The 15,908-nt window shown below is 69.9% G+C and carries 17 protein-coding genes; all 17 read left to right on the top strand.

All coding sequences use genetic code 11. The features are described 5' to 3' along the window. The first annotated feature begins 117 nt into the window (after positions 1 to 117). The 17 genes from RPX00_RS19780 (at position 118) to RPX00_RS19860 (ending at position 15,901) form a co-directional block, all read left to right on the top strand. Positions 118 to 1,563, top strand: a complete 1,446-nt coding sequence (locus RPX00_RS19780) for a DUF4157 domain-containing protein (RefSeq protein WP_406641292.1) — start codon at positions 118 to 120, stop codon at positions 1,561 to 1,563. Between the two features lie 183 nt (positions 1,564 to 1,746). Continuing rightward, the gene (locus tag RPX00_RS19785; protein WP_406641295.1) at positions 1,747 to 2,421 is read left to right on the top strand and encodes a BTAD domain-containing putative transcriptional regulator; all 675 of its coding nucleotides are present in this window, start codon (positions 1,747 to 1,749) and stop codon (positions 2,419 to 2,421) included. Between the two features lie 44 nt (positions 2,422 to 2,465). Further along, positions 2,466 to 2,681: a hypothetical protein gene (locus tag RPX00_RS19790; RefSeq protein WP_406641297.1), complete on the top strand. Its 216-nt coding sequence runs from the start codon at positions 2,466 to 2,468 to the stop codon at positions 2,679 to 2,681. A gap of 54 nt (positions 2,682 to 2,735) precedes the next feature. After that, entirely contained in the window at positions 2,736 to 4,358 is a 1,623-nt protein-coding gene (locus RPX00_RS19795; protein WP_406641299.1) for a phage tail sheath family protein, read from the top strand. A gap of 12 nt (positions 4,359 to 4,370) precedes the next feature. Next, positions 4,371 to 4,892, top strand: coding sequence for a phage tail protein (locus tag RPX00_RS19800; RefSeq protein ID WP_406641301.1), 522 nt, complete (start codon positions 4,371 to 4,373; stop codon positions 4,890 to 4,892). Further along, positions 4,889 to 5,590 carry a hypothetical protein gene (locus RPX00_RS19805; RefSeq protein ID WP_406641303.1) on the top strand — a complete coding sequence of 234 codons (702 nt, stop codon included), beginning with the start codon at positions 4,889 to 4,891 and terminating at the stop codon, positions 5,588 to 5,590. Before RPX00_RS19800 ends, RPX00_RS19805 begins: the two co-directional genes overlap by 4 nt. Further along, positions 5,587 to 6,453, top strand: a complete 867-nt coding sequence (locus RPX00_RS19810) for a hypothetical protein (RefSeq protein WP_406641305.1) — start codon at positions 5,587 to 5,589, stop codon at positions 6,451 to 6,453. Before RPX00_RS19805 ends, RPX00_RS19810 begins: the two co-directional genes overlap by 4 nt. After that, the gene (locus RPX00_RS19815; RefSeq protein WP_406641306.1) at positions 6,450 to 7,682 is read left to right on the top strand and encodes a DUF4255 domain-containing protein; all 1,233 of its coding nucleotides are present in this window, start codon (positions 6,450 to 6,452) and stop codon (positions 7,680 to 7,682) included. Before RPX00_RS19810 ends, RPX00_RS19815 begins: the two co-directional genes overlap by 4 nt. Continuing rightward, positions 7,679 to 9,499: an ATP-binding protein gene (locus RPX00_RS19820; RefSeq protein ID WP_406641308.1), complete on the top strand. Its 1,821-nt coding sequence runs from the start codon at positions 7,679 to 7,681 to the stop codon at positions 9,497 to 9,499. The genes RPX00_RS19815 and RPX00_RS19820 overlap by 4 nt, the downstream gene beginning before the upstream one ends. After that, positions 9,496 to 9,729 carry a hypothetical protein gene (locus RPX00_RS19825; protein ID WP_406641310.1) on the top strand — a complete coding sequence of 78 codons (234 nt, stop codon included), beginning with the start codon at positions 9,496 to 9,498 and terminating at the stop codon, positions 9,727 to 9,729. Before RPX00_RS19820 ends, RPX00_RS19825 begins: the two co-directional genes overlap by 4 nt. A 78-nt stretch (positions 9,730 to 9,807) precedes the next feature. Next, a complete protein-coding gene (locus RPX00_RS19830) occupies positions 9,808 to 10,464 on the top strand; it encodes a hypothetical protein (RefSeq protein ID WP_406641312.1) in 657 nt (218 codons plus the stop codon). A 10-nt stretch (positions 10,465 to 10,474) separates the two neighbouring features. Next, positions 10,475 to 10,792: a LysM peptidoglycan-binding domain-containing protein gene (locus RPX00_RS19835; protein ID WP_406641314.1), complete on the top strand. Its 318-nt coding sequence runs from the start codon at positions 10,475 to 10,477 to the stop codon at positions 10,790 to 10,792. Next, positions 10,785 to 11,906 carry a hypothetical protein gene (locus tag RPX00_RS19840; RefSeq protein ID WP_406641315.1) on the top strand — a complete coding sequence of 374 codons (1,122 nt, stop codon included), beginning with the start codon at positions 10,785 to 10,787 and terminating at the stop codon, positions 11,904 to 11,906. Before RPX00_RS19835 ends, RPX00_RS19840 begins: the two co-directional genes overlap by 8 nt. Further along, positions 11,903 to 12,436 (top strand): phage baseplate assembly protein V, encoded by a 534-nt coding sequence (locus tag RPX00_RS19845; protein ID WP_406641316.1) that lies wholly within the window; start codon positions 11,903 to 11,905, stop codon positions 12,434 to 12,436. The genes RPX00_RS19840 and RPX00_RS19845 overlap by 4 nt, the downstream gene beginning before the upstream one ends. Positions 12,437 to 12,447: 11 nt before the next feature. Next, on the top strand, positions 12,448 to 12,774 hold the full coding sequence (locus tag RPX00_RS19850) for a hypothetical protein (RefSeq protein WP_406641318.1): 327 nt from the start codon (positions 12,448 to 12,450) through the stop codon (positions 12,772 to 12,774). Positions 12,775 to 12,779: 5 nt separating this feature from the next. Beyond that, positions 12,780 to 13,139, top strand: coding sequence for a GPW/gp25 family protein (locus RPX00_RS19855; RefSeq protein ID WP_378303347.1), 360 nt, complete (start codon positions 12,780 to 12,782; stop codon positions 13,137 to 13,139). Continuing rightward, positions 13,136 to 15,901: a putative baseplate assembly protein gene (locus RPX00_RS19860; protein WP_406641320.1), complete on the top strand. Its 2,766-nt coding sequence runs from the start codon at positions 13,136 to 13,138 to the stop codon at positions 15,899 to 15,901. The genes RPX00_RS19855 and RPX00_RS19860 overlap by 4 nt, the downstream gene beginning before the upstream one ends. The last annotated feature ends 7 nt before the right edge of the window (positions 15,902 to 15,908 follow it).

A 15,908-nucleotide genomic window follows, 5' to 3' on the forward strand; every position in this document is an offset into this window, starting at 1 on the left:
CGGGCGAAAGGAATATGCCGAAATGAACCGCGGCCGCGCCGGGGAGCCGCGGCGGTGACGTCGTGGTGACGGTTTCCGATCACACTGTCCCGGTGGTCCAGCGATCGGGAGGGTCCGATGGAGCAGCGCGTCCGGATGCCCGCGCCGGGACCTGCCGGGTCCGAGCCCGCACGCGGCGGGAATCCGCTCGAACCGGACATCAGGCACCTCATGGAGCAGCGCTTCGGGCAGGACTTCAGCCAGGTGCGGGTGTACTCGGACGGCACGGCGGCCGAATCCGCGGCCTGGCTGGGCGCGAAGGCTTACACGGTCGGCGAGCGGGTCGTCTTCGGTACTGGCGAATACCGGCCGGAGACGACTGAGGGACGGCGTTCTCTCGCGCACGAGCTGGCGCACGTCGTCCAGCAGCGTCGCGGTGGCGGGGCGGCTTCGGGGCATTCGCTCGAACGGTCGGCGGACGCGGCGGCGAGCGCGGTGGTCGGCGGCGGCCTGGTGCGGGTGTCCGGGGCCAGCGCGCCCGGGGTTGCCCGGCAGGCTGAGCCGGACTCGCGCGCGGTAGTCGCGAATCTCCGCGGCAACCGGGTGTTCGGGGCGGTCCGGGCGGCGGTCTCGGTGTTGTCGGCGCCGCTCCGGTTGGTGGGGTGGGCGATCACCGGGGCGGCGGTCGGGATGCGCGTCTCCGGCAACGCCGGTGCGGGGGTCGGAGCCGGCGCGGGCCAGGACACGATGGTGTTCGTCAATCTGGAGTCCGGCGAGGTGACCACGGACGTTATCGGCTACGCCGAACTCGGGGTCGCCGTGACCGCGGGCGGCAGCGAAGCGATCGTCGTGGCGCTGCGGCTCGGTCCGGCTGGCCAGGCTGGGAACGTGTCCGGCGCGTACGCGGGCGGGAGCGTCAACGTCGCGGCGAAATTGCTCGCTGGGGTGGGATTTTCGGTCAGCACCGGGCTTTTCTCCGGAGAGGAAGGCTGGGTGGCCGCCGCGTTCAGTCTCGGTGCCGAGGCGGGGGCGCGGGCATCGGGCAGCTACGGCGTGAGCACGGTGGACACCGTCGCGCCGGCGATCGCGGCGTGGACTCGCCGGGTGGCGACCGGGCTCGCGTCCGGGGTGCAGACGGCGAGCGCGATCGGACAGGGGATCAGCAGCGTGATCGCGCAGATGTTCGGCAGCGTGATCGGCATTCTCGACCCGGCCAACTGGGACCTCACCGGGTACACCCCGGCGGAGCAGCAGGCGTGGCGCGAGTTTGGCGGGTATCTGGCGCGGGTCATCGCCAGTACCACGCTCGACCGGTTTCTCGCCGGGGAAGCGCAGGGGGTGCCGGTGTCGAGGCGGATCGCGTCGATCGGGGACGTGGGCGTGTTCATCCGGGTTTCCGAGGCCATCAACGCGCGGTACCGCCGAATGGCTGGCGGAGCGGCGGGACCGGGTGACGCGATCTGGCCGGCGAATGCGTTCAACGAGCGCACGTACCTGCAATTCCTCGCCTTCCTGCGGGACCAGCGATTGCTGGCCGGGACCGGTCCGGGCGGGTCGTTCGCGCCGGCGAGGGAGCGACCGTGAGCGAAGTTACGTGGTAGCACGGATGGCGCGGCGGCGGGGCGGTCACGATCATCGGAGTTCGGCCGGCAGCGTTCCCGGGGGACGCTGCCGAGGATCGAGGGGGTGTCGGTTCGGATGGTCGGTTCGAGAACAACGATGGAGTACGAATCGGGAGAGGGGACTGGGTCGGCGGGGGTGCTCGTCGTGCAGACGTTGCCGGCTTTCGCGGTGGACGGGGCGGTCGGCGCGCGGCCGCTTTCCCGTGCGGCTCAACGGTTGGTGACTTACCTCGCGCTGCGCGACCGGCCCGTGCGGCGGGCCGAGGTCGCGCACGTGCTGTGGGCGGACTCGTCGGAGGAACACGGGGCGGCGAGCCTCCGCACCACGTTGTGGCGGATCGGCCGGGTGCACCGCGATCTGGTGCAGGCGAGCGCGGAACGGCTTTCGCTCGCCGACACCGCGGCTGTCGACGTGCGGGCCGCGTCGAGCCTGGCGCGCTCGCTCGCGTCCGACAGCGCGGAGCTTCCCGGAGACAGCGAACCGGTGATCAGCTTGCTGTCGACCGATTTGCTGCCGGATTGGTACGACGACTGGCTTTTCGTCTTCCGCGAACGGTGGCGGCAGCTTCGGTTGCACGCGCTGGAATGCCTCGCCGGACGGCTCGGCGAGGCGGGCCGGTTTTCCGAAGCGATCGACGCCGCGCTCACCGCGGTCGACGCCGAACCGTTGCGGGAAAGCGCGCACCGGTGCCTGATCCGCGTGCACCTTCTCGAAGGAAACCGCGGCGAGGCGGTGCGGGCGTATCGCGCCCTGGCCGAGCTGCTGCATGCCGAACTCGGCGTCCGGCCCAGCGCGAGCGTGCGGGCGCTGCTGGCCTGATCCGGGTGACGGTGCGGTGACGGGGAATCGTTGTACTGCACCGCATGGCAGGTGCGGACCCGGAGCGAATCGCGCTGCACGTCCTTCGGGCGTGGCGCACGTCCGAAGGACAGCTGCGGGTCCGCGTCACGACGACCGCGGACGTGCGGACCGACGCGACGACGTCGGAGGTTCTCACGACCCGCGAACAGGTTCTCGCGTCGGTGGACCGCTGGCTGAGCCGGATCGGCGCGGAAGACGGCGACGTGACGCCGCGGTGACGGAACCAATGCACGCTCAGTACCACGGCCGAGAAGCCGCGGAGGGAGACGGTCATGCCCATCACGCCCACCTTTCCGGGTGTCTATATCGACGAACTGCCCAGTGCGGTTCGGACCATCACCGGGGTGCCCACCTCGGTCGCGGCTTTCGTCGGCACCGCACCGCGCGGCGTGACGGACGTGGCGGTGCACATTACGAGCTGGGAAGACTACGAACAGGAATTCGGCGGGCTCGATCCGGCGAGCGACCTCAGCTACGCGGTCTGGCAGTTCTATCAGAACGGCGGCAGCGAGGCCGAAATCGTACGGGTGGTCGGCACTCCGGTGCCGCCGAAGAATCCGCCTGACCCGCCGAAGGACGGGGATCCCAAGCCGCCTCCGGAAGCCGCCGCGGCGAAGATCGCGTTGCCGAACGGGCCGACGTTGTCCGCGCGGGGAAAAGGTTCCTGGGCCAACGGAACACTGCTGGCGCGGGTCGACTACAACACCGCCACCGAGGGCGCGGACAAGCTGTACAACCTGACGATCCGGGATGCGAAGACCAAGGTCACCGAGCAGTACCTCAACGTCAGCATCGACCAGAACTCCCCGCGTGCGCTGAAGAACGTCATTGCCTCCTCGGCGTTGATCGGCGAGGTCGAGCACCCCGAGAAGCGTCCGAAGGACCACAGTTCCACGGATCTGCCCGAGGGGGCCGACCCATTCCTGGACGAGAAGAAGAAAGACGTCTGGTACACCGCGGCGAGCGGCGGGGACAACGGTCCGACGCCGCGGCCGGATGACTATCGTGGCGACCCCGCGAAGCAGACCGGCATTTACGCTTTGCTCAAGGCGGACATTTTCAACATGCTCTGCCTCCCGGGTGCGCCGGGACGGATCGGCGCGGACAACATTTTGGCGGACGCGCTCAAACTGTGCGTGGACCGCCGGGCGATCCTGATCGCGGACCCGAATCCGAAGTGGAGCACGACGAACGATGTGACGGCCGCGGTCAAGGATCCCGGGTTCCCGCTGAACAGTGAGAACGGCGCCAACGCGGCGCTGTACTTCCCGCAGATCAAACAGCCGGACATCAAACAGGAGAACCGGGTCCGCGATTTCCCGCCGTGCGGGGCGATCGCCGGGATCTGGGCGCGCACGGACGTCCGGCGGGGCGTCTGGAAGGCTCCGGCGGGCACCGAGGCGACCTTGAGCGGGGTCAGTGCGCTGAGCGTCAAGCTGACCGATCCGCAGAACGGCGTGCTCAACCCGCTCGGCGTCAACTGCTTGCGCGGCCTGCCGTCGGTGGGGAACGTGGTGTGGGGCGCGCGCACCCAGCGCGGCGCGGACGTGCTCGCGAACCAGTGGAAGTACCTGCCGGTGCGGCGATTGGCGCTCTTCATCGAGGAAAGCCTTTTCCGCGGCACGCAGTGGGTGGTGTTCGAACCGAACGACGAACCGCTGTGGTCGTCGATCCGGCTCAACGTCGGCGCGTTCATGAACACCCTTTTCCGCCAGGGCGCTTTCCAGGGCCGCACGCCGAAGGACGCCTATCTGGTGAAATGCGACGCCACGAACAACCCGCAGAACGACATCGACCGCGGCATCGTCAACATCCTGGTCGGGTTCGCCCCGCTGAAGCCCGCCGAGTTCGTGCTCATCCACATCCAGCAGCTCGCCGGCCAGATCCAGGTGTAGGGGGAGACCGTCATGTCCGACAGCAAGACGAAACGCCGCGACCCGTACAAGAACTTCCGGTTCCGGGTGAAGTTCAGCGGCGGCGACTATCTGCTCGGGGTCAGCAAGATCACCGGGTTCAAGCGGAGCACCGAGGTGATCAAGCACCGGTCCGGCGGCGATCCGGCGACCAGCGCGAAACTCCCCGGCCGCACCGAATACGACGCGATCACCCTCGAACGCGGCGTGACCGCGGACAAGGTGTTCGCGCAATGGGCGAACCGCGTGTGGAGTTTCGCCAACTCCGGGCAGGGGCTGGAGACCTCGCTCAAGGACTTCCGCCGCGACCTCATCGTCGACGTGTTCGACGAGGGCGGCCAGAAGGTGCTGTCCTATCAGGTCTTCAACTGCTGGGTTTCGGAGTGGCAGCCGGTGTCCGATCTGGACGCCAACGCCAACGCGGTCGCCGTGCAGCACATCAAGGTCGAGAACGAGGGGTGGGTCGCCGAGGAGGTGCCGGAACCGCAGGACGTGTCCTTCGAAGACCCGGCGTGATGTTCACCGAGGCGAGTCTCCTGGACGTGTGGGAGACGGCGCACGGGCTCGGCGCGGTCCGGCGGGCGCTCGCGCTGGCGGTCGCGGGCGGCGCGGAACCGGCCGAGGTCGGCGATCTCGCGGTGGGCCGGCGGGACGAGTTCCTGCTGGCCCTGCGGGAACGATGTTTCGGCTCCGCGTTCCCGTGCCTGGTGAACTGCCCGTCGTGCGGCGAGGAACTCGAGCTGGAACTGGCGAGCCGGGATCTTCGTCCGTCGCGAGTGGACAGTCCGGAAGCGGTGGCGGTGGACGGGTACGAGGTCGAGTTCCGTCCGGTGACGAGCCGGGACCTGCTGGAAGTCCACAGTAGACGCGCGCTGCTGGAAAGGTGTGTGGTGGCCACGCGGACCGGCGGGCAGGAGGTCGACCGGGCGGAGCTGCCGGACGCGGTGCTCGCCGCGTTGCCGGACGCGTTGGCCGCGTGCGATCCGCAGGCGGACGTCCGGATCGACCTGGACTGCGCCGTGTGCGGGCATCGCTGGGCTTCTCCGTTCGACATCGCGGTGTATCTGTGGACGGAGCTGGAGGCCAGTGCGCGGCGGCTGTTGTACGACGTGCACGCGCTCGCGCTCGCTTACGGCTGGTCGGAGGCGGAGGTGCTCGCGGTGAGCCCCGGCCGGCGCCGACGCTATCTCGAACTCGCGGGGACTACGGCATGAACGATTTCGTGGACCGGCTGCTCGGCCGGCTCGACGCGCCGCCGATCCGGCCGCTCGTGCCGACGTTGTTCGAACCCGCCAGCCGGGTCGGGGCGGAGGCCGAGCTGCCGATGGGCACGTTCACCGAGCCGGAGCCGGGCCCGGAGCCGGACCCGGAACCGGTGGTGCGGAAGGAAATCGAGCGCGTCCGGGAGGTTCCGGGGCCGGAGAGGGTCGAACGGGTCCGCGAGGTCGCGGTGCCGCTGCCGGGGCAGGTCGAACGCGTGCGGGAAACCTCGGTACCGGGTCCGGAACGAGTCGAACGGGTCCGCGAAATCCCGGCACCGCTGCCGGGGAAGGTTGAAAGCGTGCGTGAAACCGTGCTGCCGCAGGCGAAACTGGTCGAACGCGTCCATGAGGTTCCGGTACCGGTGTCGGGAGAACCGGCCGCCGTAGTGCGCGAAAGCGTCGTCGAGTCTCGGACGCGCACCGAGCGCGAGGTCGCTTCCCATACGGAGCGGGTCACCGAACGGTCGCGGGAGCGCGAGGTGCGAACGGAACAGCTGCGGCGAGATGTTGTGGCGGTACCGCAGCCGATCGACGCACCGGAGCCGGAAGCCGCACCGGTGCCATCGGCGGAGGCTCCGGTCGCGCGGGCTTATCCGGTCGAGCCGGTCCGGGCGCAGCCGGTCGCTCGTGCTCAACCGGTGCCGCCACCGGCCCTGGTGGTCCGGCGGCTGAAACCACCGGCCGAACCGGACGTGCACATCAGTATCGGCCGGGTCGAGGTGACCGCGCGTCCGGCTCCCGCTCCGGCCGCGAAGCCACGACCGGAGCGGAAACCGTTGCTGAGCCTCGACGACTACCTCCGGGAGCGGGGATGAGCGACGCCAATGCCATCGAAGCGGTGACCGAGGCGCTGGTCCAGCTGGTCCTCGAGGGCGCGCGCGAGGTCGAGCGCGGCGTGAAGGTCGAAGCGCGGCCGCCGGACGAGACTCCGGGGCCGAGCGGCGACCCGCAGCTCAACCTGTTCCTCTACCAGATCAGCATCGACGAGGGGCTGCGCAACGAGGATCCGGTGGGGCTGCGGCCCGGCGAGCACGGCGATCCGCAGCTGCCGCTGGTCCTGCACTACCTGCTCACCGCGTTCGTGCCGGGCGGGGACGTCATCGCGCACCGGATGCTCGGCGGGGCGATGCGGATGCTGCACGAGAATCCGCACCTCAGCCGGGAGCGGCTCCGGCACGTGGTGTCGCCCAGCGACGTCTCGGAACAGCCCGAACTGATCCGGCTCACCTGGCAGTCCTTCGCGGAGAAGGACATTTACTCGCTGTGGTCGGCGTTTCAGACCAGCTACCGGCTCACCGTCGCGTTCGAGGCCCGGCCGGTACTCATCGACAGCCGGCGGCCGCCGCGGCTGCCGGTTCCAGTGCTGCGCTGGGGCGCGCGGGACCTCGGGCCGGAAGCGGTGGCCAGTGTCGAATCGCCGTTCCCGCAGCTGAACGCGGCGGTGCCGGTCGTGCTCGGCCCCGACGGAAGCGAGCACGAAGAGGCGTCGGTCAAGCTCGGCGGCCGGGTCGTGCTGCGCGGCGCGCATCTGGATCAGGCGAACGAGGTCCGGCTGACGCATCCGCTGCTGGCCGAACCGGTGTCGATTCCGGTCGTCCCGGGCAGCGCGGCCGAGGTCCGGTTCGAGCTGACCGGTCCGCCGCAGGCGTTTCCGGCCGGTCTCTGGTCGGTGGCGCTGGTGTCCGGCACGACGGAGACGAACGCGGTTTCGCTGGCGGTCGCGCCGGAGATCACGAGCCGGATGCCGATGACCGTGCACCGGACCGGATCGGCCGCGGTGGTGCGGCTCGCCTGCCGTCCTCCGGTGCGGGTCGGGCAGCCGGTGCTGCTGGTGCTCGGGTCGCGCTCGGTGCTGGAGCGGCGCGCGGTCGCGGCCCGGCCCGAGGACCCGGTGACCGGCGCGGACCTGATCTTCGAGGTGCCGGACGCGCCGGTCGGCACCCACCTCGCCCGGCTCCGGATCGGGGGCGTGGACAGCCTGCTGGTCGACCGCACCGGCCCGAAGCCGAAGTTCGACGCCACCCAGACGGTGACGATCTCATGACCGGCGACTGGGAGGCGGCCAACGGTCGCTTCCTCGCCGCGTCGCTGGAATGGCTGCGGGAGCGGTTGCGCCACCCGGGCGAAGAGGTCCCGGTCGAAGCTGTGGACTCCGCGGAGATGATCGACCCGCCGCCAGCGCTGACGGTGCTGGCGGCGCGGCTCGGGCTGTCGCGGTTCGAGCGGGACACCTTGCTGCTGTGTGCGGCGGCCGAGCTGGATCCGTCGGTCGCGGGGCTGTGCGCTGAGGTGCACGGCAATCCGCACATGGCGTATCCGACGTTCGGCCTGGCTCTTCGGGTGCTGCCCGATCCGGCGTGGGAAGCCGTGTCACCGCAAGGCGGTTTGCGGTATTGGCAGCTTGTCGAGGGGATCTCCGGGCAAGGTGTGGTGTCCGCGCCGCTGCGGGCCGCGGAGCGTGCGGTCAACTACCTGAAGGGGCTCAATGCCCTTGACGATCGCTTGCGGCCGCTGGTCACGCCGCTGGCTCCGGCTGAGTTGTCGGCGTCGCAGCGGCGGGTCGCCGAAGAGGTGGCGAGCCAGTGGGCGCTCGCCGGTCCGGTGCAGCTCACCGGCGCGGACGAGGCCGCCAAACGGCAGGTGACCGCGTACGCGGCGGAGATCTCCGGGCTCGCGGCGTATCGGCTCCAGGCGTCCGCGTTGCCCGCCCAGCCAGCGGAACTGGACGAGCTAGCGCGGATCTGGCAGCGCGAAGCCGCGTTGCTGCCGCTGGCGTTGCACCTCGAAGCCGACGAGACGGACGCTGGCCGCTTCCTCGACCGGATCGGGGGACCGGCGGTGCTGGCGGTGCGGGAACGCGAGCCGGGGCTCCGGTCGTTCGAGGTCAGCCCGCCGACGCCGGCGGAACGGGCGCTGGCCTGGCGCGACGTGCTCGGGACGGATCAGGCGGTGATCGACGCGCTGTCCGCGCAGTTCGCGCTCGACCTGCCGGGCATCGCGGCGGTGGCCGCGGTCGCCGGAGCCGATCCGGAGAAGGTGTGGCAGGAATGCCGGGTCCGCACGCGGCCGAAGGTGGACGGGCTCGCCCAGCGGCTCGAATCGGCGGCGGACTGGGACGATCTGGTGCTGCCGGACCCGGCCCGCCGGCTGCTCGGCGAGATCGCCGACCAGGTGGGGCAGCGCACGACCGTGCACGAGACGTGGGGCTTCGGCGGCCGCGATCTGGGGCTGAGCGTCCTGTTCACCGGGCCGAGCGGCACCGGGAAGACGATGGCGGCCGAGGTGCTGGCGAACCGGCTGGCGCTCGATCTTTACCGGATCGATCTGTCCACAGTGGTCAGCAAGTACATCGGGGAGACCGAGAAGCACCTGCGCAAGCTGTTCGACGCGGCCGAGGGCGCGATCCTGTTCTTCGACGAGGCGGAATCGCTGTTCGGCAAACGCGGCGAGGTCCGCGACGCGCACGACCGGTACGCCACCATCGAGGTCGACTACCTGCTGCAGCGGATGGAAGCCCACCGCGGCCTGGCGATCCTGGCGACCAACATGCGGTCGACGCTGGACACCGCGTTCCTGCGGCGGCTGCGGTTCGTGGTCGAGTTCCCCTTCCCCGGGCCGGCCGAGCGGAAAATCATGTGGCAGAAGGCGTTCCCGACGCGGGCCCCGTGCGAGGGCCTCGACTTCGACCGGCTGGCACAGCTCCAGACGAGCGGCGCGATGATCCGGAACATCGCGCTCAACGCGGCGTTCCTGGCCGCGGCGGCGGGGTCGGCCATCGGGATGGAGACGGTGCTGGCGGCCGCGCGCACCGAGTACCGGAAGCTGGAACTTCCCGTGCCGGAACGGGATTTCCGCCGGTGATCGAGGTGCGGATCGACCGGCTGGTGCTGGACGGGCTGGACGGCTCGCCCGACCAGCTTCGCGACGCGGTGCGCGCGGCGCTCGCCCGGCAGCTGGCGGACGCGCCGCGTCGAGGCTGGCGGGCGACGCGGCGGCGTCGGGTGGTGGTGCCGGATCTCGACACCGGTGGCTCGCTCGCTGAGGCGATCGCGCGCTCGATTCACCAGGGTATTCGCGAGGTGGCCGGTTAGACGGTGACGCCTTGGTGACGCGGTCCCGGCACGCTTTGGGGCAAGGCGTTCCGCCGTTCGCTGGGGAGGACTACGACGATGACCACCTTTCCGCAGAGCCTGAATCCCGTCCGGGGCGGGTTCGTGCTCGTGGATCCGGACAGCGGCCTGCCGTCGAAGACGATTCCGTTCCAGTACAACCCCGACACGCTCACCCGGACCGTGCAGCTGCAGGGCATCGGCTCGGAACCGGGCGACCGGCTGGAATCGTTGCGGCTCAAGGGCCCGCCGCACGAGACGTACCGCTTCGAGGCCGAGTTCGACGCCACCGAAGCGCCAGCCAAGTTCCCCGACGGACTGTTCCCGGTGCTCTGCGCGCTCGAAAAAAGCATGGCGCCGACGTACGCCCAGCTGCGCAACGAAGACCAGCTGGCCGGGCAGGGACAGCTGGAAATCGTGCCGGTGGAAGCGCCGCTGACGGTGCTCGTGCTCGGGCCGAAACGCGTGATACCGGTACGGATTACCGACTTCAGCGTCACCGAGGAAGCGTTCGATTCGACGCTCAATCCGATCCGGGCCAAGGTCAGCGTCACCGTTCGGGTGCTCACCGTGGACGACCTCGGCTACCCGCACCCCGGCGATCCGGGCGCCCGCGCCAAGGGCGGAACGCTGTACCTGACCTATCTGCAGCAGAAAGAACGCTTCGCCGACGGCGTGAACCACCCGGTGACCGACGTCGGCGTGCCGACCGTCTAGGAGGTGCCCGATGTTCTCCGCGACCAGCCGTTACTACGGCCTGCCCACCGCGGTCCGCGATCTCCCGGACGGCCGCGAGGTCCGCTTCGTCCGGCGGCGGTTGCTGCCGCATCCCGAGCAGCTCGCGCAGATCGGCGAGCGCGTGGTGAAACCGCGCGACCGGCTCGACCGCATCGCGGGCGAGGTGTTCGGCGACGCCGAGCAGTACTGGCGGATCGCCGACGCGAACCGCGCGATGGATCCGGACGAGCTGACCGCGGAACCGGGCCGCCGGCTGCGGATCACCCTGCCGCCCGGGATCCCGGCGGGAGGGACCGCTGGTGGGTAAGAGCTTTCAGCTGCAGCTGATGATGGGCCGGGTGCTCGCCGCGCCGGTGCCGCACACCCTCGTCGACGCGCTGCAGTCGGTGCAGGTCACTTCCGCCGCGGGCGAGCGAAGCGGATTCCAGCTGACCTTCGCGGTGAGCCGGAACTCGGTGCTCACCCGGACGTTGCTGCCGTCCGGCCTGCTCGATCCGCCCGCGCGGGTCGTGCTGTCGGTGATCGTCGGCGGCGCGGTGGACGTGCTGATGGACGGGGTGATCACCCGGCACGAGATGAGCCCGGGGGCCGGGCCCGGCGAGTCACGGCTCACGGTCACCGGCGAGGACCTCACCGCGCTGATGGACCTGCGGTACGAACGGGAGATCTTCCCCGGGCTGCCGTTGCACGTGCGGGTGCTGAAAATCCTGGCGAAGTACGCGATGTACGGAATCGTGCCCGCGCCGGTCCCCGTGCTGTTCTGGGAACCGGAGCTGCCGCAGGAGCGAGTGGCCGGCCAGGCCGGCACGGATCTCGGCTATCTCCGGACACTGGCCGAGGACGCGGGCTATGCCTTCTACCTGATCCCCGGGCCGGTGCCCGGCGCGAGCACCGGATACTGGGGGCCGGAAATCCGGGCCGGAGTGGTGCAGCCCGCGCTCACCGTGGATTCCGGGACCGCGACCAATGTGGAATCGCTGTCCTTCGGCTTCGACGGGATGTCCGGGAAGCAGTACACGATCCGGATCACCGAGCCGAGGACCAAGATCGGATTTTCCCTTCCGGTGCCGAGTATTTCGCTGCTGCGCCTGCCGCTGGCCGCGCGTCCCGCGGCGGCCTTGCACGAGGAACCGTTGCTGGACCTGGCCGGACGGCCGACGCCCGAGGTGTTGCTGCGTGCGCTGAGCAAAGCCGCGAAGGGCGCGGACGCGGTGACCGGACAGGGAAAGCTCGACGTGCTCCGGTACGGCCACGTGCTCAAGTCGCGCGCGCTCGTCGGGGTGCGCGGCGCTGGGCTCGCGTACGACGGCCTCTATTACGTCAACCGGGTCACGCACGAGATCAAACGCGGCGAGTACAAGCAGAGTTTCGGCCTGACCCGGGACGGTTTCGTCCCCTTCTCCCAGCAGGTGAGCGCATGACCGAAGAAAACCGGTTCGACGGCACCTACGAGGGCACCGTGGTGTCCAATGTGGACCCGCTCGGGCTCGACCGGCTGCTCGTGCGGGTCACCGACGTGCTGGGCGACAACGCCATCTGGGCGCGGGCGAGCACCGCCGCGCCGGGCATGAACGTGGTGCCGCTGATCGGTTCCGGCGTGTGGGTCGAGTTCCAGAACGGCGACATCGGCCGCGCGGTGTGGACCGGCTTCCGCCGCGACGTGCGCGAGGAAGGGCCGCCGATCGCGTCCAGCATCCTGCCCGGTGTGCCGCAGGTGGTCATCGGGACGCCGCTGACGTCGGTCGGCCTGCCGCCGCAGAACTACGTGCTGATCACTCAGCAGCCGGGCCCGACCGGCGGCATCCAGCTGCAGATCCAGGGGCCGACGGGTCCGTACGTGAAGCTCAACGAGACCGGGATCGAACTGTCCTGCGGTCCCGGTCTCGCTTCCATCCGGCTCGCCGGGACGTCGGTCATCATCAACAACGGCACCTTCGTCGTTCCGAAGTAGGGGGTGCGGGGATGCCAGGGTTCTTGCTGCACAGCGGAATGACGATGACCTGCCCGCACGGCGGGGCGGTGACCGCCATTCCCGCCGGGCCGCCCGCGGCGCTGGTGAACGGAATGCCGGTGCTCACCACGAAAGACCAGATGGTCGTCGTCGGGTGCACGTTGACCCCGCCGTGCGCGACAGTGCAGTGGACGAACATCTCGTCGCTGCTGGCGGGCGGGACCCCGGTGCTCACCCAGGTGCCTCCGGCCGGCCAAGGCGGCGGCACCTGTGTCGGCTCTCTTTCGCCCGGGCCGCCGATTGTCATTGCCATGCAACCGTTCGTGACGGGGAGGTGACCACTGTGGACATCGACTTTCCGTTCCATTTCGACGAACGGGGCCGGGTCGCCGAAACCGGATACGCGAACCATGTGCTCGATCTGATCGAGCAGCTGCTCTTCACGACGCCGGGCGAGCGGGTGATGCGGCCGGACTTCGGCTGCGGGCTGCTGGACTTGGTGTTCGAGCCGAACAGCCCGGAGCTGGCGGCGGCGGTGCAGGTGTCGGCGGAGGGCGCGCTGCACCGCTGGCTCGGCGACCTGATCACGGTGCAGCACCTGGAGGTCACCGCCGAGGACAGCACCCTGCGGATCGAGATCGGCTACGTCCTCCTCGCGACCGGCGAACGGCGCGAGGACGTCATCACCGGGAGGGCGGCATGATCGGCTGTGCGGACGAGCGCCGCCGGGCGGACGTGCGCGTCGCGGGCCGCAACGGCATCGACTCGGTAGGCGTGAGCGACGACGGCCGTTCGCTTACCGTGGGCTTCTTCGGCAAGGCACCGGAAGACCTGGCGCCGGCGAACTTCCGGATCGACGGCGGACGGCGCGTGACCGGGATCGCGGTCGTCGCGGTCGAAACGTGGGCGAGCGAGGATCCGGAACTCGCGGACGCGGTGCGGCTGACGGTCGATCGCGCTGGGGACCTGTCCACGTATCGGTTGTCCATTGTGGAGTCTGGTCCGATCGGCAAACCGGGCACCCGGCCGTATCCGGGCTTCGACCCGCGGTACTCCTTTGTGGACTTCGCGTTCGGCAGCTGCGGCGACGTCGACTGCGCGCCAGTCGAGGAGGGTGCACCGCAGGCCGACGCGGCGGTCGAAATCGATTACCTCAGCAAGGATTACGCCAGCTTCCGGCAGCTGCTGCTGGACCGGTTGAAGCTGACGATGCCGGCCTGGACCGAGCGGCACGTTCCGGACATCGGCATCATGCTGACCGAACTGCTCGCCTACGAGGGCGACCGGCTGAGCTACCAGCAGGACGCGGTGGCGACCGAGGCGTACCTGGACACGGCGCGGCTGCGGGTTTCCGTGCGGCGGCACGCCCGGCTGGTCGACTATCTGATGCACGACGGGTGTTCCGCGCGGGCTTGGGTGTGTCTCGAAGCCGACAGCGAGGTGAAGATTCCTAAGCGGACTTTCCGGTTCAGCACGCTGCCGGGTCCCGTGTTGTCGGAACGGGACCTCCGTGGTGCGGTGGAAGTGTTCGAGCCGGTCCATGACGAGGCACTTCGGCTTCTCCCGGCGCGCAACCGGATCAGCCTGTGGACGTGGGGCGACCACGACTGCTGTCTGCCGACCGGGACCACCTCGGCCACGCTGATGGACAACGACCGCGCGTTGTGCCTTGAACCGGGTGACGTGCTGTTCTTCGAGGAACTGGTCGGCGCGAAGTCCGGCCTTCCGGCCGACGCGGACCACGCGCACCGGCAGGCCGTCCGGCTGACCTCGGTGACCGCGGCGGAGGACGAGCTGTACCAGCAAAAGCTGCTGGAAGTGACCTGGGCACGCGAGGACGCGCTGACGTTTCCGTTGTGTGTCAACGCTCGGGGCGGCCCGGACTGTGTCGACCTTGAAGTCGGGATCGCCCGGGGCAACGTGGTACTGGTCGAGCACGGCCGACGGATCAAGCCGGAGTGCTACGACGTTCCCGAACCGGCTCCGGAGGAACCGCAGTGCCCGCACGATTGCGGATGCGGCTGCGAGACCGAACCCGAGCTTGCGTATCCGCCGTTGCCGGTGGTCGTTCAGCCGCAGCTGCGTCCTCAGCCGATCACGCAGAGCGTGCCGTTCCCGGATCCTGCAGACGTCGCGGCCGCGCAGGCGCGGTGGCTGGTCGGTCTTCCCGGCCGGATCCGTGCTCGGCTGACCAAACTGTGGCGCGGCAAACTGTCCGAAGAGGACATTGAATTCGTCACCGTCGTGTTCGGGGCCAAGCTCGTGAAGAAGCTGGGTCTGCGTGAGCATCCTCGCCGCGCTCTGCGGTATTTGCTGGCGCGCTTCGACGACCTGCTGGAAGCCAAACTGGAGCGGCTGAAGGATCTCATCCGCCAGGCCCGCGCGGGTTACGTGCTCACGGCCGCCAACGAGGGCTGGGAGATCGGTCAGAGCTGGGGCTGCGACGAAGGCTCGAAGCTCGATGAGCACGGTTCGGCGTTCCGCGGTCCGGCAAGTCTTGCCACGCAACCAGATCCACGGGCCGCGCTGCCAGCGGTGACCGTCCTCGACCGAAAGCAAGCGAAATGGGTTCCGCAGCGGGATCTGCTCGAAAGCGGACCGACCGATCGGCACTTCGTCGGCGAGGTCACCGACACCGGCGCGACCGTGCTGCGCTTCGGCGACGGCCGCAACGGCGCGAAGTTCCCGTTAGGCGGCAAGCTGACCGCGCGGATGCGGGTGGGGACCGGTGTGGCGGGGAACGTCGGCCGCGAAGCTATCAGCAGCATTGTCTTCGGCGGCACGGACGTGCCCGGCATTCGAAGCGTGCGCAATCCGTTGCCCGCCAAGGGCGGGGTCGATCCCGAGCCAGTGTCCGAGGTTCGCTTGCGCGCTCCGCAGGAGGTCCGCCGTCGGCTGCTGCGGGCCATCACCGCCGAGGACTACGCGACGCTGGCCGGTGCCTCGCCGAACGTGCAGCGTGCGGCAGGAGACTTGCGTTGGACCGGCAGCTGGTACGAGGCGCAGGTCGCGATCGACCCGCTCGGCATGGAGGTCGCGCCGAGCTGGCTGCTCGACGAAACGCGCGCCAGGCTGTACCGCTACCGCCGGATCGGCCACGACCTGTCGGTCTTCAGCGCGACCCTCGTCCCGCTCGATCTGACGGTGCACGTCGAGGTGCTGCCCGACCACATCGCCGGGCACGTGCGCTCGGCACTACGGCGGGTCCTCGGCGAGTTCTTCCAGCCCGACCGGCTCACCTTCGGCACCCCGATCCGGGTCGGCCAGCTCGTCGCGGCCGTGGCCGCAGTGCTCGGCGTCCGGCACGCCGAGGTGACCCGCCTGGAACGGCTGTTCGGGCCGCCCGGCACCGCGCTCGCCACCGGCGTGCTCCCGATCGGGCCGCTCGAAGTGGCGCAGCTGGACGACGACCCGAGCCGTCCCGAAAACGGGCAGCTCACCCTCGACCTGGCAGGCGGACGATGAACTGCTG

Source organism: Amycolatopsis sp. WGS_07, from assembly GCF_045278895.1.
In the GTDB taxonomy this organism is placed as follows: Bacteria; Actinomycetota; Actinomycetes; order Mycobacteriales; family Pseudonocardiaceae; genus Amycolatopsis.

Excerpts from the sequence above, each read along its gene's own strand:
- RPX00_RS19780 (WP_406641292.1), top strand. The coding sequence starts at position 118 with ATGGAGCAGCGCGTCCGGATGCCCGCGCCGGGACCTGCCGGGTCCGAG.
- RPX00_RS19790 (WP_406641297.1), top strand. The coding sequence starts at position 2,466 with ATGGCAGGTGCGGACCCGGAGCGAATCGCGCTGCACGTCCTTCGGGCG.
- RPX00_RS19795 (WP_406641299.1), top strand. The coding sequence starts at position 2,736 with ATGCCCATCACGCCCACCTTTCCGGGTGTCTATATCGACGAACTGCCC.
- RPX00_RS19800 (WP_406641301.1), top strand. The coding sequence starts at position 4,371 with ATGTCCGACAGCAAGACGAAACGCCGCGACCCGTACAAGAACTTCCGG.
- RPX00_RS19810 (WP_406641305.1), top strand. The coding sequence starts at position 5,587 with ATGAACGATTTCGTGGACCGGCTGCTCGGCCGGCTCGACGCGCCGCCG.
- RPX00_RS19815 (WP_406641306.1), top strand. The coding sequence starts at position 6,450 with ATGAGCGACGCCAATGCCATCGAAGCGGTGACCGAGGCGCTGGTCCAG.
- RPX00_RS19820 (WP_406641308.1), top strand. The coding sequence starts at position 7,679 with ATGACCGGCGACTGGGAGGCGGCCAACGGTCGCTTCCTCGCCGCGTCG.
- RPX00_RS19830 (WP_406641312.1), top strand. The coding sequence starts at position 9,808 with ATGACCACCTTTCCGCAGAGCCTGAATCCCGTCCGGGGCGGGTTCGTG.
- RPX00_RS19835 (WP_406641314.1), top strand. The coding sequence starts at position 10,475 with ATGTTCTCCGCGACCAGCCGTTACTACGGCCTGCCCACCGCGGTCCGC.
- RPX00_RS19845 (WP_406641316.1), top strand. The coding sequence starts at position 11,903 with ATGACCGAAGAAAACCGGTTCGACGGCACCTACGAGGGCACCGTGGTG.
- RPX00_RS19850 (WP_406641318.1), top strand. The coding sequence starts at position 12,448 with ATGCCAGGGTTCTTGCTGCACAGCGGAATGACGATGACCTGCCCGCAC.
- RPX00_RS19860 (WP_406641320.1), top strand. The coding sequence starts at position 13,136 with ATGATCGGCTGTGCGGACGAGCGCCGCCGGGCGGACGTGCGCGTCGCG.